The organism is Sulfurimonas sp. HSL3-1, from assembly GCF_039645995.1.
In the GTDB taxonomy this organism is placed as follows: Bacteria; Campylobacterota; Campylobacteria; order Campylobacterales; family Sulfurimonadaceae; genus Thiomicrolovo; species Thiomicrolovo diazotrophicus.
In genome coordinates this window covers 1,939,919-1,960,568 of sequence record NZ_CP147920.1, presented here as the reverse complement: position 1 = coordinate 1,960,568, position 20,650 = coordinate 1,939,919, and the positions used below count along the sequence as shown (strand labels likewise).

General features: G+C 58.5%; 17 protein-coding genes. 9 read left to right on the top strand and 8 right to left on the bottom strand.

Annotated features, from left to right (window positions below; all coding sequences use genetic code 11):
- Positions 1 to 3: 3 nt before the first annotated feature.
- A complete protein-coding gene (pssA, locus tag WCY31_RS10075) occupies positions 4 to 750 on the top strand; it encodes a CDP-diacylglycerol--serine O-phosphatidyltransferase (RefSeq protein ID WP_345969695.1) in 747 nt (248 codons plus the stop codon).
- A 60-nt stretch (positions 751 to 810) separates the two neighbouring features.
- Entirely contained in the window at positions 811 to 2,100 is a 1,290-nt protein-coding gene (locus tag WCY31_RS10070; protein ID WP_345972275.1) for an MATE family efflux transporter, read from the top strand.
- Between the two features lie 20 nt (positions 2,101 to 2,120).
- Here WCY31_RS10070 and serS read toward each other — a convergent pair whose 3' ends face one another.
- The gene (serS, locus tag WCY31_RS10065; RefSeq protein ID WP_345972274.1) at positions 2,121 to 3,365 is read right to left on the bottom strand and encodes a serine--tRNA ligase; all 1,245 of its coding nucleotides are present in this window, start codon (positions 3,363 to 3,365) and stop codon (positions 2,121 to 2,123) included.
- Positions 3,366 to 3,468: 103 nt separating this feature from the next.
- Here serS and WCY31_RS10060 point away from each other — a divergent pair, with 103 nt between their 5' ends.
- Positions 3,469 to 4,779, top strand: a complete 1,311-nt coding sequence (locus WCY31_RS10060) for an aminopeptidase P N-terminal domain-containing protein (protein ID WP_345972273.1) — start codon at positions 3,469 to 3,471, stop codon at positions 4,777 to 4,779.
- On the opposite strand, the gene WCY31_RS10055 is transcribed toward WCY31_RS10060, so the two are convergent.
- On the bottom strand, positions 4,767 to 5,258 hold the full coding sequence (locus tag WCY31_RS10055; protein ID WP_345972272.1) for a 2'-5' RNA ligase family protein: 492 nt from the start codon (positions 5,256 to 5,258) through the stop codon (positions 4,767 to 4,769). The two genes, WCY31_RS10060 and WCY31_RS10055, sit on opposite strands and share 13 nt — an antisense overlap.
- A complete protein-coding gene (locus WCY31_RS10050) occupies positions 5,259 to 6,467 on the bottom strand; it encodes an EAL and HDOD domain-containing protein (protein ID WP_345969690.1) in 1,209 nt (402 codons plus the stop codon).
- A gap of 138 nt (positions 6,468 to 6,605) precedes the next feature.
- Here WCY31_RS10050 and pepN point away from each other — a divergent pair, with 138 nt between their 5' ends.
- On the top strand, positions 6,606 to 9,218 hold the full coding sequence (gene pepN, locus WCY31_RS10045; RefSeq protein ID WP_345972271.1) for an aminopeptidase N: 2,613 nt from the start codon (positions 6,606 to 6,608) through the stop codon (positions 9,216 to 9,218).
- A 6-nt stretch (positions 9,219 to 9,224) separates the two neighbouring features.
- Here the strand turns inward: pepN and WCY31_RS10040 are convergent, their stop codons facing one another.
- The 4 genes from WCY31_RS10040 to WCY31_RS10025 form a co-directional block, all read right to left on the bottom strand.
- A complete protein-coding gene (locus WCY31_RS10040) occupies positions 9,225 to 9,464 on the bottom strand; it encodes a hypothetical protein (RefSeq protein ID WP_345972270.1) in 240 nt (79 codons plus the stop codon).
- Between the two features lie 3 nt (positions 9,465 to 9,467).
- Positions 9,468 to 10,904 carry an FAD/NAD(P)-binding oxidoreductase gene (locus WCY31_RS10035; protein WP_345972269.1) on the bottom strand — a complete coding sequence of 479 codons (1,437 nt, stop codon included), beginning with the start codon at positions 10,902 to 10,904 and terminating at the stop codon, positions 9,468 to 9,470.
- 66 nt (positions 10,905 to 10,970) lie between these two features.
- Complete coding sequence (locus WCY31_RS10030) at positions 10,971 to 12,368, bottom strand: DUF3373 family protein (protein WP_345972268.1); 1,398 nt, start codon at positions 12,366 to 12,368, stop codon at positions 10,971 to 10,973.
- Between the two features lie 77 nt (positions 12,369 to 12,445).
- Positions 12,446 to 12,781, bottom strand: a complete 336-nt coding sequence (locus WCY31_RS10025; protein WP_345969685.1) for a cytochrome C — start codon at positions 12,779 to 12,781, stop codon at positions 12,446 to 12,448.
- Between the two features lie 281 nt (positions 12,782 to 13,062).
- Between WCY31_RS10025 and WCY31_RS10020 the strand changes: the two genes are divergently transcribed.
- From WCY31_RS10020 to WCY31_RS10000, 5 genes are all read left to right on the top strand, one after another.
- Positions 13,063 to 14,532, top strand: a complete 1,470-nt coding sequence (locus WCY31_RS10020; RefSeq protein ID WP_231018949.1) for an NAD(P)/FAD-dependent oxidoreductase — start codon at positions 13,063 to 13,065, stop codon at positions 14,530 to 14,532.
- Between the two features lie 18 nt (positions 14,533 to 14,550).
- Positions 14,551 to 14,715 carry a hypothetical protein gene (locus tag WCY31_RS10015; protein WP_231018948.1) on the top strand — a complete coding sequence of 55 codons (165 nt, stop codon included), beginning with the start codon at positions 14,551 to 14,553 and terminating at the stop codon, positions 14,713 to 14,715.
- Between the two features lie 57 nt (positions 14,716 to 14,772).
- Positions 14,773 to 15,597 (top strand): peptide deformylase, encoded by an 825-nt coding sequence (locus WCY31_RS10010; protein ID WP_345972267.1) that lies wholly within the window; start codon positions 14,773 to 14,775, stop codon positions 15,595 to 15,597.
- A gap of 65 nt (positions 15,598 to 15,662) precedes the next feature.
- Positions 15,663 to 18,302 carry a hybrid sensor histidine kinase/response regulator gene (locus tag WCY31_RS10005; protein WP_345972266.1) on the top strand — a complete coding sequence of 880 codons (2,640 nt, stop codon included), beginning with the start codon at positions 15,663 to 15,665 and terminating at the stop codon, positions 18,300 to 18,302.
- A 143-nt stretch (positions 18,303 to 18,445) separates the two neighbouring features.
- Positions 18,446 to 19,195 (top strand): response regulator transcription factor, encoded by a 750-nt coding sequence (locus WCY31_RS10000; RefSeq protein WP_231018945.1) that lies wholly within the window; start codon positions 18,446 to 18,448, stop codon positions 19,193 to 19,195.
- A 25-nt stretch (positions 19,196 to 19,220) separates the two neighbouring features.
- Here the strand turns inward: WCY31_RS10000 and WCY31_RS09995 are convergent, their stop codons facing one another.
- Positions 19,221 to 20,576, bottom strand: coding sequence for a hypothetical protein (locus tag WCY31_RS09995; RefSeq protein WP_345972265.1), 1,356 nt, complete (start codon positions 20,574 to 20,576; stop codon positions 19,221 to 19,223).
- Positions 20,577 to 20,650: the final 74 nt, after the last annotated feature.

Genomic DNA, 20,650 nt, shown 5'->3' with positions numbered 1-20,650 from the left:
TTCATGGCCGCACCGTCGCGCTCACTCGCTTTTCTGCTTCCGAACCTCTTCACCGCCGCAAGCATCTTCGCCGGCGTCTACAGCATGATCGCCGCCACGCAGGGACGGTTCGGGTTTGCCGCGTGGATGATACTCCTTTCGCTCATCTTTGACGGACTCGACGGCCGCGTCGCCCGCCTGACCAACACCTGCAGCCGCTTCGGCGCCGAGTTCGACTCCCTGGCCGACATCATCGCCTTCGGTGCCGCACCGGCGATGCTCATCTACCTTTATGCCGGGCACGAGTACGGGCGTTTCGGGGTACTTGTCAGCGCGCTCTTCGTCATTTTCGGCGCGATACGTCTTGCCCGTTTCAACGTGATGACCGCCCAGACGGAACCCTCGGTCTTCATCGGGGTGCCTATCCCGACCGCAGCCACTTTTTCGGCCGTGCTTGTGCTGCTGTTCACGAAATACGGGGGGCATGCCGCCTACGGCTGGATCATCCTGGCCGGAGCGCTTGTCACGGCGCTGCTGATGGTCAGCAACATCCGTTACCCCAGTTTCAAAAAGATCGATATGCACGCGATGCACGTCAAGCGGGTTCTGGTGGCGCTGCTGGTGGCGGCTTCGCTGATCTTCCTCTACCCCATCGAGGGCGTCGCCCTGATGTTTACGATCTACATTCTTTACGGACCGCTGCGCGCCACCTGGTTCTTCTACCAGCGCTATACCCTGCTGCGCAAATACCGGCACCGGCATAAAAAGTAGCCGGGTGTCCTGGCACCCATATTGCAATAGCGCCGTCATACCACCGACACTGCCGAGCCCATGAACAAAAAGATACTCTCCCTCGCGATCCCGAACATCATCAGCAATATCTCCGTGCCGCTGGTCTCGGCGGTCGATACGATGCTGATGGGGCACCAGGGAAGCGCCGAACTCGCGGCGCTGGGGCTGGTGAGCATGATCTTCGTTTTCCTCTACGGTTCGCTCAATTTCCTGCGCATGGGAACGACGGGCATGACCGCGCAAGCCTTCGGAGCGCACGATACGCGGGGTATCTCCCTGACGCTTTACCGCGCCTTGCTTGTGACGCTGCTGTTTGCGGGATTGCTGCTGCTCTTTCGGGGGCCGCTGGCCGCCACCGCGTTTAAGCTGATGAACGTCGGTGCGGGGTACAGCGAGGAGGCGATGCGCTACTTCGAGCTGCGCATCTGGACGGCACCGGCGGTCTTGATGCTCTATGCGCTGACGGGGTGGTACTTCGGGATGCAGAATGCCGTGATCCCGCTCGCGGTCACCCTCTGCATCAACCTCGTCAATATCGTGCTCAGCTACTACTTCGTTATGGAGTTGGGCTGGGGAATAGAGGGGGCGGCGTACGGCACGCTCATCGCCCAGTACGCCGGGCTGCTTCTCGCCATGGGGTTCTTGCTCAGGTACAAAGCGCGGTTGCACCCTTACGGTATTGCAGCGATGCTGCAGCGCAGCGAGCTGGGGCGTTTCCTGCATGTCAACAAGGATATCTTCATCCGCACGACGGCGCTGACCTTCGTCTTTGCGTTTTTCTACGCCCAGGCGGCCAAAGAGAGCGAGCAGACCCTGACGGTGATGATCCTTCTATTGCAGTTCGTCGTCTGGTTCTCCTACAGTCTCGACGGTTTCGCCAACGCGGCGGAGTCCCTCGTCGGCCGTTATTACGGAGCAAAGGAGTGGGGGGATTTTCACCGCGTCATCCGCTACCTCTTCGCCTGGGGCGTCGGCTTCAGCCTGCTCTATATGCTTTTTTACGGCCTTTTCGGCGGGGCTATTTTGCACCTTTACACGGATCAGCAACCCATTATCGACGCGACGCTCCCCTTCATGCCCTACGTCGTTGCCATACCGCTGCTGAGCTTCGCCGCCTTTATCTGGGACGGGGTCTTTATCGGGATGACGGCAGCAAGGGCGCTGCGCAATGCCATCCTCTACTCCACGGCACTTTTCCTCGGGCTTTTTTACTTGACGAAGGAGATCGATTTTACCGATGCGCTCTGGATGAATTTTATGCTCTTCTTCCTCTTCCGGGGCGTGATCCAGAGCTGGATGTTCTACCGCGAAAAGGAAGCGTTGGCTTAGGGGGCGCAGGGTGCGCCGGTTTAGAGGTATTTGTGCAGGACCTGCGGGATCTCGATGGAGCCGTCTTCATTTTGGAAATTTTCCATGATGGCGACCATCGTGCGGCCGACGGCGAGGGAGGAACCGTTGAGGGTATGGGCGAGGACGTTCTTCTTGCCCTCTTTGTAGCGAATCTTTGCCCGGCGGGCCTGGAAGTCGCGGGTGTTGGAAACGGAACTGATCTCGCGGTAGGTGTTCTGCCCCGGCAGCCACACTTCGAGGTCGATCGTCTTTGCCGCACCGAAGCCGAGGTCGCCGGTACAGAGCGTGACGAGGCGGTGGGGGAGTTCGAGGGCCTTGAGGAGGTCGGAGGCGCAGGCCACCATCTCGTCGAAGACGCGGTCGCTATCATCGGCCTTGGTGATGCTGACGAGTTCGACCTTTCTGAACTGGTGCTGACGGATGATGCCGCGGGTGTCGCGCCCGGCGGAGCCCGCCTCCTTGCGGAAACAGGCGGTGTGTCCCGTCATCTTGATCGGCAGGGCCTCTTCGGGGATGATCTCGTCCTGGTAGAGGTTCGTCAGCGGCACCTCGGCCGTCGGGACGAGGTAGAGATCCTCCTCTTCGGTCTTATAAAGGTCCTCTTCGAACTTCGGCAGCTGGCCGGTACCTTCGAGTGCGCGGCTGTTGACGAGTTCGGGCACGCTCATCTCCGTAAAGCCGCGTTCGCGGTTGAAGTCGAGCATGAAGTTGATGAGGGCGCGTTCGAGGCGCGCACCCATGTCGTTCATGACGGCAAAACGGCTGTGGGCGATCTTGACGCCGCGTTCGAAGTCGATCCAGCCGTTGGCTTCCCCCAGCTCCCAGTGCTCTTTCGGGGTGAAAGCGAAGTGGCGCGGTTCGAGGATTTTGGCGATCTCGACGTTGTCGTTTTCGTCTTCGCCGTCCGGGACGTCGGCATCGGGCATGTTCGGGATCCCCATCGCGAGGCTGTCGAGGGCAGCTTCGGCCTCGCGCTGCGCCTCCTGCAGTTCGCCGATGCGGAGCTTGTTCGCGTCGACCTTCGCCTTGAGCTCGGCGATATCCTTGCCCTCTTTTTTATACTGCCCGAAAAGGCGGCTCATCTCGTTCTGGGCCGCCTGCACCTCTTCGAAAGCCACTTTGGCTTTTTTGAGGGCTTCGTTGCGTGTGCGGAGTTCGTCGATCAGGTCGGGGCTGACCTTTTTGCGCATCAGCGCGGCACTGACGTTTTCGAAATCTTTTTGAAGCAGTTTGAGGTCGATCATCTGGGTCCCTGGTTAGTGTATTGTCCGGGCGGCCGCGGGCGACTGCCCGCTTTTTGCGCCGTAAAAGTTGTGCAATTATAGCGAAACGGGCTACAATTACGGCATGAACGAATTGACCTATAAACAGAGGCGTGACCGGCTCTTGGCACAGATGGAAGAGGGCGCTGCCGTGCTCGGTACCGCGACCCTGAAGACCCGCTCCAACGACACGGAATACCCCTATCGGCAAAACAGCGATTTTTTCTACCTGACGGGTTTTGAGGAGGACAATGCCGCGCTCGTGCTTGTCAAGGGCGGCGACACAAACAAGAGCATACTGTTTGTCCAGCCGAAAGTCGAGGAGATGGAGCTCTGGACGGGCAAGCGCACGGGCGTCGACGCAGCGAAGGAGCGTTTTGACTTCGACGAGGTCTATTCCGTCGAGCAGTTCGAGGAGAAGCTGCCCGAACTGCTGCAGAACCTGCCGCGGCTCTACGGCGATATTTTCGGGGCGGACGAGCGCTTCGAGAGCGCCCGGAATGCGGCGGACACGCTGCGCCACAAGCGGGAGACGAAGCGGCCGGTGTCACAGATGATCGACGTCACGCAGATGGTGCGGCAGATGCGGCTGCGCAAGAGCGAAGAGGAGATCGCCACGATCCGTGCGGGACTGGAGATTACGGCGGCGGCGCATCACCACGCCATGGCGGTCTGTACCCCCGGGATGATGGAGTATGCGCTCCAGGCGGAGTATGAGTACATGTTCACAAAGAACGGCGCCTACAGCGACGCCTACACGACCATCATCGCCGGCGGGGACCATGCCAATACCCTCCACTACATCAAAAACGATGCGCCGCTTAATGCGGGAGACCTCGTCCTCATCGACGCGGGGTGCGAATACCGCCACTACGCTACGGACATCACCCGGACCTTCCCCGTCGACGGCCGTTTCAGCGAGGCCCAGCGGGAGGTTTACGAGGCGGTCCTGGCGGTGCAGGTCGCCGTCATCGCCCAGATCGGGCCGGGGCTTTTGAAGAGCGAACTGCAGAAAAACGCCGAATGGATGCTTTGCGAGAAGATGGTTGCGCTGGGAATATTGCAGGGGGAGGTGGACGCGCTGATCGAGGCGAAAGCGCACAAAAAGTACTTCCCCCACGGCATCGGCCACTGGATGGGCATAGACGTGCACGACCAGGCACCCTACCACGACGCGGAGGGCAACGAATTGCCCCTGGCCCCCGGGATGGTGCTCACCATCGAGCCGGGGCTCTACCTGCCGGAGGGTGACGAGTCGCTTCCGGAGCGGTACCGCGGCATCGGCATCCGGATCGAGGACGATATCCTCGTGACGGAGAGCGGCTGCGAAAACCTCAGTGTTGCGGTGGCCAAATCGGTCGAGGCGATCGAGGCGCGCTGCGCTCAGAACGCGTAAAGAGTGTCGTAGACGGCGCCGGCGGGCGTCAACGTGCTGCGCATCAGTTTTAACCCCCCTTCTATTTTCCCCGCAATGACCGCCTCGGCAGTCGTCTTCTCCTTTTCGAAACATGCCGTCTCGATCTTTTTGTAGCGCATCAGGGTGACGTGGGGGATGTAGTGCCCGTGGGGCTGCATTTCAAAAGCGCTGCTGAGCATCCGGTGCCCCTCCACCAGTGTCGGGTGCTCGCTCGCGGCATAAAGGATGCGGTTGTGGGAAAAGCGTTCAATCCCTTTGATATAGGCATCGGCCATGGGGAGATCGCAGCGGCGGACAAGGTCGATGACCCTTTCGGGAGGGAAGCGATCCCCCAGGAAGAGCAGTGTCGCGTGCAGGGAGGATTCCGGGCGCCACCGGCCCTGCATACAGGGGGTGAAGGCTGCCTGGATACCGGGGTAGTCGTAAAGCGTCGCCGCCTGGGCGAGAAAGAGGCGCATTTACATTTTGATCATGTTTTTCAGTGTCGGGAGAATCTCCGGCTCCAGCCCCAGCTCGTCCATCAGCAGGCGTACCGAGGCGGCGTCATCTTTTTCCAGGGCCAGGGCCAGGCCGAAGATCTTCCCGAGGCGGCCCGAATGCAGCAGCAGGGCATCTTCGATATGGTTGTCGACCGGCAGTCCGGAGAGCGCCGCTTTGAGGGGGAGGCCGAGGACCGGTTCCATCAGGGAGATCAGGGCCATGAGGCGTGCGCTGTCAAAGAGCTGTTCATCCTCGCTCTGCATGCAGCTGATGGTACAGTGCATGACGTCGATGCGCTGCTCCATCAGTTTTGAGAGGGGGCTTTTGCCCTCCTGGATTGTCTGGCCGCTTTTGGCGAAGATGATCAGCGAGAGCCAGTGTTTGAGCTGCTCGGTGCCCATTTTGACAATGATCTCCTCGATGGAGCGGTTGGGAAAGGGGTTGTTGAGGGAGTGGGAGTGCAGGTACTGCAGCAGCTGCATGGAGAGCTCGTTGTGATTGCGCATCTCCTTGGCGATCTGGTCCATGGGGGTGCCGTCAAGCAGCATGTTGTAGATCTTGACGACTCCCATGTGCTTGGGGTCGACACGGTTGTACTCCATCAGGACGGGCGCACCGCAGGCAAATCCCTGGAAGTAGCGGAAGCCACTTTCTCGGTAGGCATCGAAGACGTCGTCGATCTCGACGCGTTCGGCAACCAGCTGTTTGCCTTTGAAGCGATCGACGATCTTCGGCAGCAGATCGTTGTCGGTGGCACTGGCGTCGATCTTGATGAAATCGATAAAGGGAAGCAGGACGTCGTAAACGCCGGTGAGCCCCTGCTGCGTATCAATGTTCTCAAGGGCGAAGCGGTAGCCGCTGTGATGCAGTTTTCTGAGGACCTCCGCCTCCCGGGTTCCCAGCTGCGCGTCGGCGGGGAGGGCGAAAACAAACAGCTTCGGCGGGACCGCCAGCAGGAGGTCCGTCAGCAGGACCGACGAATCGATGTTGATAAAGAGCGGGCGGTTCTCGGAGGCTTTTTGCAACCCGATCTGGTTGAGCAGCGCCACGAGCAGGGAGGCGGTCGCGGCCCGGGCGTTCTCGAAGCCGCTTTCGCCGACATTGTTGCGGTAATAAAACTCATAGCCGTAGATGTTCTTTTCGGTATCCAAAATAGGCTGCCGTGCAAAAGTGTGTGTCGTTTTCATTCTCAAGAACTCCCCTTCGCTATTTGTTTCTGTTGGTCTCCTCAATCTTACCCCAAAATGGAACGTAATGTTCTTAAATAGGGTTCAGGTCTGCCTACGTTAAGATTGCACAGCCTATTTACGAGAAACGGAAAAAGCATGTCCCAACCCAAAACGATTTATCTGAAAGAGTATGAAGCCCCGGCATACCACATCCTGAGTACGGAATTGACGTTCGAGATTTTCGAAGAGCATACCCTGGTGATCAACCGCATGGCGATCAAGCGCCGCGGTGACGTTCCGGTCCCGCTGCTGCTCGACGGCGATGACCTGGAGCTGCTCTGCGTCAAGGTCGATGACGTGAAGATCCCCACGGACGCCTACGAACGGAACGAAGAGACGCTGACGCTCTTCGACCCGGGTGCCGAGGCGACGGTGCAGGTGGTCACGAAGATCTATCCGGACAAGAATACGGCCCTGGAGGGGCTTTACCGTTCGGGGGGCATCTACTGCACCCAGTGCGAACCCCACGGCTTCCGCCGCATCACCTACTTTATCGACCGCCCCGACAATATGAGCGTCTTCACCGTCAAGGTGATCGCGGAGCAGTCCGTCTGCCCGGTACTGCTCAGCAACGGGAACCTGGAAGAGGAGGGGAGTTTCCCCGACGGGCGCCACTACGCCCTCTGGAAAGACCCCTTTCCGAAGCCCTCCTACCTCTTTGCCCTCGTGGCCGGGGACCTGGGCCGTATCAGCGACAACTTTACGACGGCGGAGGGCAACGAGGTCGCCTTGCACATCTATGTCGACAAGGGCAACGAGCCGCGCGCCGACCACGCGATGCGTTCGCTCAAGGCGTCGATGCGCTGGGACGAGGAGACCTACGGCCGCAGCTACGACCTCTCCGTCTACAACATCGTCGCCGTGGACAGCTTCAACATGGGGGCAATGGAGAACAAGGGGCTCAATATCTTCAACTCCCACTACGTCCTGGCCGACGAGGAGACGGCGACGGATGCCGACTTCCTGGGGATCGAGAGCGTCATCGCGCACGAGTATTTCCACAACTGGACCGGGAACCGCATCACCTGCCGCGACTGGTTCCAGCTGACCCTCAAAGAGGGGCTCACCGTCTTCCGCGACCAGAGCTTCAGCGCCGACATGCAGTCCGAGGTTGTCCAGCGCATCCGGGACGTCGACATGCTGCGCGAGCGGCAGTTCCCCGAGGACGCGGGCCCGACCGCGCACCCCATCAAGCCCGAACAGTACATCGAGATCAACAACTTCTACACGGCGACGGTGTATGAGAAGGGCTCGGAAGTGATCCGTATGCTTCACACGATCCTGGGGGAGAAGGCGTGGCGCGCGGCCATGGACCTCTACTTCGAGACCTTCGACGGCCAGGCCGTGCGCACGGAGGATTTTCTCTGGGCGATGCAGCAGCACAGCCCGATCGACCTCGCACAGTTCGCGCTGTGGTACTCCCAGGAACGTACCCCCTCGCTCTGCGCAGAGCACTCCTACGATCCGGCGTCGGGCCGGCTGACGCTGAAGCTCGAGCAGATCGTTCCCGACGCGGTGGACGGCCGGAAGCAGCAGCCCTACTGCATGCCGCTGCGTCTCGCGCTGCTCGGGCATGCGGGCGAGGAACTCCCGCTGCAGCTCGAGGGCGATACCGGGGCACAGCCGCTGCTGGAGCGGGGGATCCTGCTCATTACCCGCGACGAGGAGAGCTTCACCTTCGGCGGGCTGGCCAGCGAGCCTGCGCTGTCGCTCAACCGCCACTTTGGCGCCCCGGTTGTCATGGAGTACCCCCAGGAGGACGTGATGAACCTGATGCGCTTTGATAGCGACGGGTTCGTCCGCTACGAAGCGGCCCAGTCCTTTGCACGCTCGACCCTGGAGGCGATGATGCGCGGGGAGGCGGTCAGCCCGCAGTTCCTTGAGAGCTTCAAGCATATCCTCGAAGATGAGTCCCTTGACCTGCAGTTCAAGGCGCAGCTGCTCTCCCTGCCGACGGTGACGATGCTGATGCAGACGCAGCAGACCGTCGACGTCCACGCCATCCTTGAAGCCTCCGACGCCCTACGCCGCGAGATCGCCGTTGCCTGCGAAGCGACGATGCGCCATCTCTACGCACTCCTGCACCGTCCGGCACATATGGGGCTTGAAGCGGAGAGCATCGGGGCGCGCGCGCTGAAAAACCGGCTTCTCGGGTACCTAATGGCGCAGCAGGACGCCGAGAGCATCGACAGCGCAATGGCACAGTATGAAGAGAGTCATACGATGACGGACCGCCTGGCTGCGCTGCAGCTGCTGCACCACGGGGCACCGGAGGCGGCGGAGGCGCCGATGCGCGACTTCTACGAGCGCTACAGCGGCGACATGCTGGTGATGACGAAGTACTTCAGTGTCATCGCCTCCTCCCCGCAGCCCGATACGCTTTCACGGGTACGCGCGGCGATGGAGGATGAGGTCTTCAACATCAAAGTTCCGAACCTCGTGCGCTCCCTGATCGGCAGCTTCGCCCGCAACCCGTACCACTTCCACGCCTATGACGGCAGCGGCTACGCCTTCGTTGCCGAGCAGATCATCGCCCTGGATGCGATCAACCCGATGATCGCGGCGGGGCTTTCCGGTGCTTTCAAGACCTACAACCGTCTGAACGCCCACAGCCGTGCCCAGATGCGCGATGCGCTGGAGAAGGTGCAGGCGCACCGGGGTATTTCGAAAAACGTTTACGAGATCGTCGGAAAGATTCTGGCGGGATAAAAGCGTTCAGTCTGCGCTGCCGCTGCGGCGGAAGAAGCGTGCGAACAGGCGGATCACCCCCCGCAGCAGGAGCACGACAAGATAGACAAGCAGGGTATAGACTAGGGGGTGGAGATAGTTTCCCCTCCCGGTCATCTGCGAAAGACGCGTGCCCGGATCGCTGAGCAGGTCCGGGTGCAGAAGCAGTGACAATGCGATAAGCAGCAGCGCGAAGATCGCACCCTCTCTTAGCATCGGTTTACGCATCTGCTACATCAGCCCCCGCATCATCAGGTACCAGTACATCGGTTTGAGCATGTACAGGTCAAAGGCCCACCACGCCCAGCGCTGCTCGCCGACGGCGAGCGGGAAGGAGGGCGCGGCGCCGTCGTAGTCGAACTCGGCCAGGATGATTTTACCATACTGCGTTTTGAGGGGACAGACGGTATAGCCGTCAAACTTCTCTTTGGGTTCCTTGCCTTCCATCTGCGCCAGGAGGTTGGCGACCATGATCGGCCCGTGGTGGCGCGCACTCCCGCCTGTTTTGCCCAGCGGGATGCCGCAGACGTCCCCGATGCCGAAGACATTGGGGTAGCGCAGGTGCTGCAGGGTGTAGCGGTCGACTTCGAGCCACCCTTTGGCGGAGCCTTTCTGCCACCCCAGCGGCGAGGAGGCGACGGCGTCCGGCGCGCTCATCGGCGGGACGATATGGATAAAATCATAGGGCATTTCCACGCGGTCGACCTTGGTGATCATGTCGTACTCTTCGAGGTCCTCGTCGTACTCGCCCTGGACCTCGTACTTGTGTTCGAAGGTCGCGACTTTGCCGGCGGCATCGATGGCGACGAGGTTGTGGCCGAATTTGTTCGTGATGTTGCCGTAGCGCGGCTGCACCTCTTCGACCAGTGTCTTGTTCACTTCCGGCACCCCGAAGAGGCTGCCGCCGTTTGTCGCAAAGGTGAACTCCGCGCTGAGACCGTCGCGCTTGAGGAAGTCGTCGCTGAGGTAGAGGATCTTCTGCGGGGCGCCGCCGCACTTGATCGGGGTGCCCGGCTGGGTGCAGATGACCTTCGGATTGCCCGTTTTGGCCGCGGCTTTGAGGGCGTTGAACCACTCCCAGGTGAGGGAGCCGCCGTCTGCCGTCCCCTTTTCCGGGTCGTTCAGGTAGACGCTGGAGATGCCGTTCTGGCCGATCATGTCGGCGCCGAGACCCTCGATCCATTCATAATGGTACTGCAGGCCCGTCGCGACGACGAGATAGTCGTAGAAGACCTCCTCGCCGGCACGGGTGATGACCCTGTTATTGTCCGGGTCGAAGGTTTTGACCTCGTCCTTGATCCAGTTGACGTCGTCGGGGATGAACTCCCGGTTCTCTTTGACGATGTCGTCATAGGTGTATTCGCCCGCGGCCATGAAGACCTGCCCCGGCTGGTAGAGGTGTTTTTCGTTCGGGGCGATCAGGGTGATGTCGGGATCGGAGAGGGCGCGGTGCAGGCGCGCCATCGCCATGATGCCGCCCGCACCCCCGCCGACGATGACGATTTTGCCCTTCGCGCCGGAGGCGCGGGCCTCGGTGACGCTGCTGCTTCCGGCGGAAGCGAGCACCCCGGCGGCAATAGGGGAGATCCCCATCAGTTTGAGCGCCTCGCGGCGCGACAGGTTGACCGAAGGCGTTTTCAGCTCCGGGTTGTTAAACCGTTTTTTCATATTCATTTATTCCACTCCTTATGGTCCTGCCGCCAAAACGGCAGGGGTGTCGTTTAGACGGGCTTGTCAGTATCGGTAGCTGACGGCAAAACGCAGGTCAGTCGCCGTAATGTCCGTTTCGACGGGCGCTACCCATCCGGCGCAGTTGATATTGGGCGTATAGTCATGCTGCACATAGGTGTAGCGGATCTGCGACGGCAGGTATTTGACGCCGAAGAGGTCGAAGTTCCAGTACGCCTCATAGGCACTGCCGCGCACGGCGATTTTCGAGCCTATTGCCGTATCTTCCGCCCAGGTCATCGGCGTCCAGTACTTTGAACCCCGGTTGTATTCAAACCCGAGTCTGCCGCGTTCGGTGAGCATGTCCGGGATGATGACCCCGGCCCAGAGGGAGCTGCCGCTGCGCACGCCGCCGTCGGAAGAGCCTATGAGCGTGTAACCGCTCTTGGCGTCGTAGTGCGTATACGCGCCTGAAACGAAGAGGGTCGTCTCATCCAGGAAGTCGCTGATCTCTTCGCCGATGCCGGTGACCTTCAGACCGACGGAGAAGAGGTCGGCCGTCCCGGATGCCGCTTTGGGAATGTTCCCGTCGAGCTTGCGGCCTTTGGTATTGAAGATGTGCGCCCACTGGTACATCACCTGGTACTGCCCGTCATCATAGGCATTCCCCGGTATGACGAGGAAGTCGACGCTGGTGTCTTCGAGCGTCGTATTGACGTCACCGCCGCTCAAGGCATAGGGCGTGCGCGCGCCCGATACGTCGCCGTAGATGTCCTGCATCTCGCCGCTGTGCGCGCGGCCGAAGACGAATTTGGTATAGGCCCCGTCGATGAAGCGGCCCCAGTCGAGACGGACCATGGCCCCGTTGACTTCCATATTGGTGATGTGCGCGAGCGGGGAGCCGGGATCGGTTTCGTTCTCCCGGTAGTTGGCGAGGAAGCCGTTGGTGGAGGGGCGCCGGCCGACCGAGACGCTGATCGGCTGTCCGCCGAGCTCGTCGGAGTAGACAAAATAGGCTTCCTTGACGCGCATGACCGTATCGGAGGCTTTCGAACTGGCCGCCCAGTCTTTCAGTGCCGGGTCGGTCACGTAAAGATGGCTGCCCCAGGTAGCATAGACGGCGAGTTTGCCCTGGAAGGTCAATCCCTTCATCGGCGCCGCGCCCATGGTGAGGTAGAGGCGGCTGGAGAGCAAGGAGGGGTTGGTGGCATAGGTGTCGCTCTCATTGTTGCGGTAGTCGATGACGTCGACGGCATTTCTGAAGTCGATGCCGAACTTGACGTTGTCGTTGGCGCTCTGCGCATTGACCTGGCTCAGTTTCTTGTTGGTGCGCTTTTGCTGCTTCTCGAGTTTTTCCACTTTTTGCATCAGGGCGTCGATCTCTGCCTGCATCGATGCATCATCGGCAAGAAGCGCGCTGGAGAACAGCGTCAGTGCCGCAGTCGAAAGGAGGGTTTTTCGCATGGTTTTCCTTTTGGTGTTAAACGGGTTATCGGCGAGGGGTCCGGAGGATAACGCCCTCCGGAGAAAGGGGCGGGCGATCAGCAAGAGGGGATGTTGCCGCTGTCGCTTGCAAAGTCGTGTACGAAATCGTAGAGGTGCTCTTTGAATTTGCTTTCGAACTTGTCGCTTTCAAAAAAGTTTTTGCCTTCGGGACAGGCTTCGGTCATCATTTCGGCAAGATTGCCGTTCTCTTTGGCCTCTTCCCACTCCATCTGCGTATGCTTTGCCGCGAAGACGGCACCGGTCATACCGCAGGTCTCTTTGAGCTTTTTCTGATAGAGGCGTTGGCCTTTTCCTGCATCGGCGTGCAGTGCAGAAGTAAGGAGGCCAAGGCCCAGCAGTGCGGAGGTTGTGAGTTTTCCGAAAGTTGTCATTCTATTCCTTTGACGATGAAAATGGTGAAAATGAATAGTACTATCGTCAAAATTAAAATAAGATAAAATTAGAATAATTATAATTAATGATTATTTTATTCATTTCTTCGTCATTTTCCTTAAAGATTAAATGTAAATTTATGAAACATGTTAGAGAATAAGTTAAGCAGAACTTATCAAAGTGATAATTTTGTGACTCCTGGGTCGTAGAATTGTCATGAATGTATTTTTTTGCACTAAAATCTTCGTTAGTTTTTACGATGAGATGAGAAGGAGTAAGCATGGCAAGATTAGTCGTACTCGGCGGCGGTGTTGCCGGCCATACGGCGGCAACATTCGCCGCAAAGTGGTTGGGTAAAGAGCATGAAGTCGTCGTTGTGACACCGAATTCCAAATGGAACTGGATTCCGTCGAACATCTGGGTAGGTGTCGGTGAGATGACAAAGGATGATGTCACTTTCGATCTGGCACCGGTGTATGCGAAAGCAGGTATCACCTATAAACAAGCGAAAGCGGTCTCAATCAATCCCGAGGGGGATGCGAATTCGGACAAGCCTTTTGTGACAATTGAGTATACCGGCCAGGATAAAGCCGGCGAGAATGAGGATGTCACTTTTGACTATCTGGTAAACGCCACGGGGCCGAAACTGAACTTCGGTGCGACTCCGGGTCTGGGCGAGGGCAGCGAGATCGGTGAGAACACCGTTTCCGTCTGTACCGCCGATCACGCCGTACACGCGAGCGAAGAACTGAACAAGATCTTTGAAAAAGCGAAAGCGGGCGAAAAGCAGAAGATCCTCGTCGGGACCGGGCACGGTATGTGTACCTGCCAGGGGGCGGCGTTCGAATATATCTTCAACATCGAACACGAAGCGCGCAAGGCGGGGATCCGCGACAACGTAGAGATCAAGTGGATCTCCAATGAATCGTTCCTCGGCGACTTCGGTATGGGCGGTCTGCATATGAAAGTCGGCGGCTACGTCGTCAGCTCCCGTATCTTTACCGAGTCTCTCTTTGCCGAACGCGGCGTCGATTATGTGATCGGTGCGCATGTCAACAACGTTGAAAAAGGCAAAGTCGGCTACGAACTGCTTGACGGTTCCACCGGCGAAGAGAATTTCGACTTCGCGATGCTGATCCCGCCGTTTGCGGGTGTCGGTCTCAAAGCCTACAACAAAGCGGGCGAAGAGATCACTGATACGGTCTTCGCACCGAACGGCTTCATGAAGGTTGACGCGGATTACACGCCGAAACCGTATGAAGAGTGGAAAGCGAGCGACTGGCCGCGTACCTACCAGAACCCGACGTACAAGAACATGTTCGCCGCCGGTATTGCGTTTGCGCCGCCGCATATCATCTCCAAACCGATGAAATCGCCCAACGGCACGGTGATCAACCCGACACCGCCGCGGACGGGTATGCCTTCGGGTATTATGGGCAAGGCCGTCGCGCACTCCGTCGTCGACCTGATGACGCGCGGCGAGAACGCGCATCTGCACGAAGCCTCCATGGCGGAAATGGGCGCGGCCTGTGTCGCGTCTGCCGGTAAAGGGTGGCTCAATGGCCAGGCGGCGGCAATGACCGTCTACCCGGTCGTTCCGGACTTCGACAAGTACCCGGGTACGGGCCGCGATACGGACTATACCTTCGGTGAGATCGGTCTGGCAGGACACTGGATCAAGCATATCCTGCACTACCTCTTTATCTACAAAGCGAAGCTCAAGCCGGGCTGGACGCTGATTCCGGAATAAGAAAGGAGGAACATAGATATGAGACAAGAAGAAGTAAATTTCGCGCTGAACGACAAGTTTAACACCTCAATGATCCCGGGCCGTTTCGCCCGGATGATGCGTACGTGCAAAATCTGGCAGTTCATCCGCTTTGTGATCATCAACATCAAGATGATCATCGTCGTCCGTAAAAGCCACGGATAACACCTGCGGCCCTCGGGCCGTCACGTCACCAACTGAACCACTTTAAAGAACCCATCAATGATTCAACCTCTGCTTAAATACCCCGACCCGCGCATACGTCTTATTTCCGGTAATGTCCGTTTTTTCAACGAGACCCTCAAAGACATTATCGCAGATATGACCGACACGATGGAGGCCAACGGCCTCGATGCCCTCTCCGCCATCCAGATCGGCATCCAGTACAACGTCATCGTCCTCAAAGAGGAGGGCGAGTACACCCCCTACATCAATGCCCGTTTCCTCAAAGAGCAGGGGAAAGCGGCCGCGGTGGAGCGTTCGACCTATTACGACTTTACGGCGGAAGTGGAGCGCTACACCTCCCTCACGGTCATCTACGAGGATGAGACGGGAGCGATGCATTCGCGTGACGTGGAGGGGGCGTTGGCACGGACCTTCCAGCACCAGCTCGACTACGCCTTCGGCAGTACCTTCGTCGACCGCGTCCCCAAGGCGGTCCGGCAGCAGATCGACGCCTATCTGGATCAGGGACTTGTCAAAGAGAGTCGGATGCCCGGACAGACGAGCGGCAGCTGCCCGACGGTATTCGTGCGCGATTACATCAAGAAAGCCTACCGTCTCGTGATGCTGGGCGTCCTGCTCAGCTTCATCGCACCGTTCATGGCTGAAGCGGCAACGATACAGACGATCGCCGTGGCGGACATGGCCGCCCTCGGGCTGATCTTCGTGCTGATCATCGCCTACTTTTTCTATGCCGAATACGAGGCGAAAAAATACAAACAGTGCACCAGCTGCCAAACCGGAAATATCATCGGTACCGCGGGGATCGCGCTGGGGCAGCTCGCCCTGCTGGCCGTCGGCGTATTTGCCTGGGTGCTCCCCTAGGCTTGACCGTTTCCTTCCATATGCTAAAATCGATTTTTTTCATTTAAACATCGCAGGAGGAGCGCATGCCGTCCGTTCCGCAGCTTCGACGTGTCATTGACCGTTTCAAGGAGGCCAAGGCGACGATTCTGCAGCGCTGGGTCTCCTACGAGACAGCCGAATCGGTGCTGAAGCGCCATGGGATCGAAACCGACTTTTTTATTCGCCAGTACGCCTCGGGGGTCTACGACTATTTCGAGATGGTCATCCGGGGCGAGATGCAGATCGGCGACTGCCCGGTCATGGCGGAACTGCTCGAATACCTCAAAGACAACGAGGTGACCTCCGACGAACTCTTTATGCTCTGCAGCCATTTCCGCCGGGCGATGGTGGACATCTCCTACGAGCTCGGGGTGAACTCCCAGGAGGTCTACGACGAGATCAGCTACGTCTTCGACCTGAACTTCTCCGGGGTGCTCAAGCGCTATACCGAGACGATCTACCAGAAAGAGCGGGAGATCGAGCGCAACGTCAAACTGCTCGAAGAGTACCGGCGCGCCATCGACGAGAGCGCCATCGTCGCCAAGACCGACGCGCAGGGGACGATTACCTATGCCAATGCGAAACTGACCCGTATCTGCGGCTACAGTCAGGAGGAGCTGGTCGGCAGTCCTCATACGTTGCTCTACCACCCCGACATGCCGGGGAACTTTTTCAACCGCCTCGCGGCGGCCATCGGCGAAGAGGGGGTGTTCAAAGGGACGATCAAGGGAAGGGCGAAGGATGAACACACCTTCTATATCGATACGACGGTCGTCCCCATCACCGATACCCACAGTGCAGTGACGGAGTACATGGCGATCAGCTACGAGGTGACCGACCTTGTTGTGGCCAAGGAGGAGGCGATCGCGGCGGGAGAGGCGAAGGAGTATTTTCTCTCCAACATGTCCCACGAGATCCGAACGCCGCTCAACGCCATCCTGGGCTTTGTCGCCCTGCTCAAGGACGAGGCGCAGACGGTCAAGGACCGCCGCTACCTTGACATCATCTACAGCAGCGGCGAGAACCTGCTGAGCATCATTAACGACATCCTCGACTTCTCCAAACTGCGCAGCGGCGAATTTACCGTCGAGCCGGCCCCTTTCAACCTGCACAGCACCATCAGCCACACCCTGGAGCTCTTCGTGCCCAGCGTCAACCAGCAGCATCTGACCCTCACAAGCTTTATCGATCCGCGCATCCCCTACGAGCTGATCGCCGACCCGCTGCGGATCCAGCAGGTGATCTCGAACCTGCTCAGCAACGCCATCAAGTTCACCCCGCCGGGGGGCGAAATCACCGTCGAGGCCTTCTACACCGAGGGACGGATCAGCATCAGCGTCATCGATACGGGCATCGGGATCGCGGCCAAGGACCAGCAGTACATTTTCGACCCCTTTTCCCAGGCCAGGAACGAGGATCTTCCCGGAGCGGGGGGAACGGGCCTCGGGCTCTCCATCAGTGCCCAGCTTGTGCGGCATATGGGCGGGGAGATCACGCTGCATTCGCACCCCGGGATCGGGAGCACGTTCACCTTTACCCTTCCCGTCATCGTGGGGGATGAGACCCGGCCGCTGCTGACGGACCTTGAGTGTATCCGCAAGCACCGGCTCGCCCTCTACTGCCCCGAACAGAAGTTTGATACGATGGCGGCCTCCCTGGTGCGCTACCTGCAGAGCTTCGGCGTGAAAATCAAATCGGTGGAAGTGCTTGACGGCAGTTACGATCTGCTCTTTTTCTCGGAGCACTGTGTTGGGGAGGCGCAACGTAAGGCGCTCTTGGCGGAGGGGTCGCCCAAGGTGGCGCTGATGGATGCGCCCTACGACACCTATGAGAACATCAGCGGCGTGACGCCGCTCGTCATGCCCCTGTACTGCTCAAAACTCCAGGAGGTGATCGAGACGGCGCTAATGGGGGATACGGAGCCGGAGCCGAGGGCGGATACTGCCGGGGTGCGTTTCAACGCCCACCTGCTCGTCGCGGAGGACAACGAAGCGAACCAGGAACTGATCGGCACGCTGCTGGGTAACCTCGGTGTCAGTTACGAGATCGTCGGCAACGGGGCGGAAGCGCTCAAACGGATGCGGACGGAACATTATGACCTTGTACTGATGGATGAACAGATGCCCGTCATGAACGGACGGGATGCGGTCCAGGCGATGCGGCACATCGAAAACCGGGAGGGGCGGCAGCATCTGCCCATCATCGCCCTGACGGCAAACGTGCTCGGGGGGATCGAACAGCGGCGCATCTACGACGATTTTCTCGGCAAGCCGATCCGGATGGCCACGCTGATCAGTTCGCTCGAGCGCTTCATCCCCCGCGCGGAAGATGCCGCTGCCGAGGAGACGGCCCCGGAGACGGTACTCCCCGAGCATGAGGAGCTGCGCGAGATCCTGCAGGTCACCGAAGCGCAGCTGCAGATGCTGCTGGGCGTCTACCGCGAAAAGATGCAGAGCAGTTTTGAGGAGCTCAAGGCGGCCATTGACGCGGAAGATCTCAAACAGGTGACGCTGCTCGCCCATTCGATCAAGGGTTCCAGCAGCAATTTCCGTTTCGACAGCATGACCAAGCTGGCCGAAAAAATGGAGTGGGAGGCGCGCGCCGGCAACACGGCATTGGATTATACGGGGATGCTCGGATCGATGCGCGGCTGCTTTAATGCCTTCATCGGGGAGGGAAGCTGATTCGTTTCGAAACATTTTCATTATTTGGTGAATTTTGTTTTATGTGACACTTCTATGATAACTTTGTAATAAAGTCCTTTTTCACTATAATTATTTTTAATGCACTTTTTGAGGGGCATTATCGAGATTGTTTAAGGGTTGGGATGGAAAGTTACAAAGTCATGATCGTCGAGGACGATCCCGTTACAGCGATGAACCTGCAGATCGCTTTGGAAAACCAGGGATATGAAGTCGCTGCCACAGTAGATTCTTCGATCCAGGCACCCAATAAGATCAAGGTCTATGAGCCCGATATCGTCCTCGTCGATATCAGCCTGCAGGAAGATGCCGACGGTATCGAACTGGCAAAGTATATCCGTGAGAGGCACTGCCTCCCTTTCATCTACCTCACCGCCCACTCCGATGCCGACATCATCGACGAGGCGAAACAGACCGAGCCGTACGGTTATATCGTCAAACCTTTCGACCCGGAGTCGCTGCATGCGACGATCCAGATGGCAATGTACAAGTTCCATGTCGAAAAGGAGCGCGAAGAGAACTTCGAGGGGTTGAAGAACGACAAACTCAACCTCGAGAAGCTGCTCTATAACAAAAAGCTCTCCGACAAGCCTATTGTCCCTTTCGGGGAAGACTACTACCTCGACATCAGCGTCTGCGAGACCTTTTACCAGGGCAAGAAGATCAAGCTGACCAAAAAAGAGAACGCTTTCATGCGGCTGCTTGTGGCCCAGCTGGGGCTGGTGGTGAGTTTCGACCAGGCGATCAACTACGTCTGGGAGGAGAAGGGGGCGACGGAGAACAGCGTGCGTACCCTGGTCTGGCGTCTGCGCAACAAGCTGCCCACGGACATTATCCAGAACGCTTCGGGTATCGGGTATTACATCGAGGATTGAGGTGTAGAGGAGGGGGCGGCGGTTCTTAGAAGAACCACTGCGTCGTCAGCTTGAAGCGCGTATCGGTGTAGTCGCCGAGATCTTTTCCGTAGGTGTCTTCCTGGAAGACGAGACCGACTTTGGTCGAGTTGCCTCTGAGGTACCAGTTGACCCCTGCCATTTTCGATTCGAGTTTCCAGTCCCCTTTCCCGTCGTACTTGTCCCAGTTTTCGTAGCGGACAAAAGGTGCGAGGTAATTCAGGGCTTCGATGACGTACTCTCCGGTCACGTACCAGCCGCTGGATTTGCCGGTCTCGGCCTCGCTCCAGTTCTTGACGACACCGTCGAACCGGAACCACTCCGCCTGCACAAAGGCGCCTTTGTAGTGCGCCGACATTTCGAGGTTGATCAGCTCGTGGTCGATGGTCTGTGAGACATTGCCGTCGGCATACTCGATCCCGGGGCTGTTCCAGTAAGCGGCGCCGATTTCAAAGTGTTTGCCTTTGCCGAAGTAGGTCTCCGTACGCTTGGTCTCTTCCCAGCCGTCAAAGGGCGAGAGGACGATTTTCCCGCCGTAGAAGAAGCTCTTCTGGTTGAAATCATCCCCGTCGAAGCTGCTGCCGCTCGCGTCTTTGAACTTGCCGGAGTAGACACCGTCCCCGAAGGCGACTTCGTAAGAGATCTTTTTCTTCCAGTCACCGTACATTTTCGCATTGGTCCCCCGGCGGTTGTGGGTGATGTACTGCGCCGCTTCGTCGGCGACGTGCGGACGGTCGTAGTGCAGCACGTAGGCGGATTTGACGGTCTCGGTACGCGACACGTCGATCTTGCCGCGGTAGAGACGGAAGTTTACCAGCGACGTCCCGAATGGTTTGCTGATCTTGAGGTAGGCGTCGCCGACGTTGAACTTCTGCTCGCCGTCGTCTTGGTAGTTGGCCTTGTCGTTGCGGATGTCCATCGTGAACGAGACGTGCTTGCCGAAGCCCGCGGCGGCTTCGAAACGCGTACGGCGGAGGTAGGCGTCCCAGTTATTGCTGTCGCTCTTCGCCGCGTCTTCGTAGTCGCGCTGGTAGTTCTCGAAGGTTCCCTGGATACGGACACCCAGTTTAAGCCACATGTCCGGATTGTCCGACGCCGTGAACTTCATGTTCGGCGCCGTCTCTTTGCCCAGCAGGAACTCCGGCGAATCGCCGTTCTCGACGGTCGGGCCCTGCAGCGCTGCCGTATGATTGTCGGCGTTCGCGCTTTGTGCAGGGATGAACTCTCCCATTTTGACGCGGTTTTCGCCCTCTTGGGTAAAGACCTGGCCGGTGCTCGGGTCGGTATAGAGTGTCGTGCTTGTCGCATGGGCAGCTGTGCTCAAAGTGACAACAGCCAAGGATGAAATCAATGTGCTTTTCATGATTGGGTTACTCCTCAAAATAGGTGGCGGCATTGTAGAGGCAAAAGATTACAAAAGGGTTACGTAACTGTAAT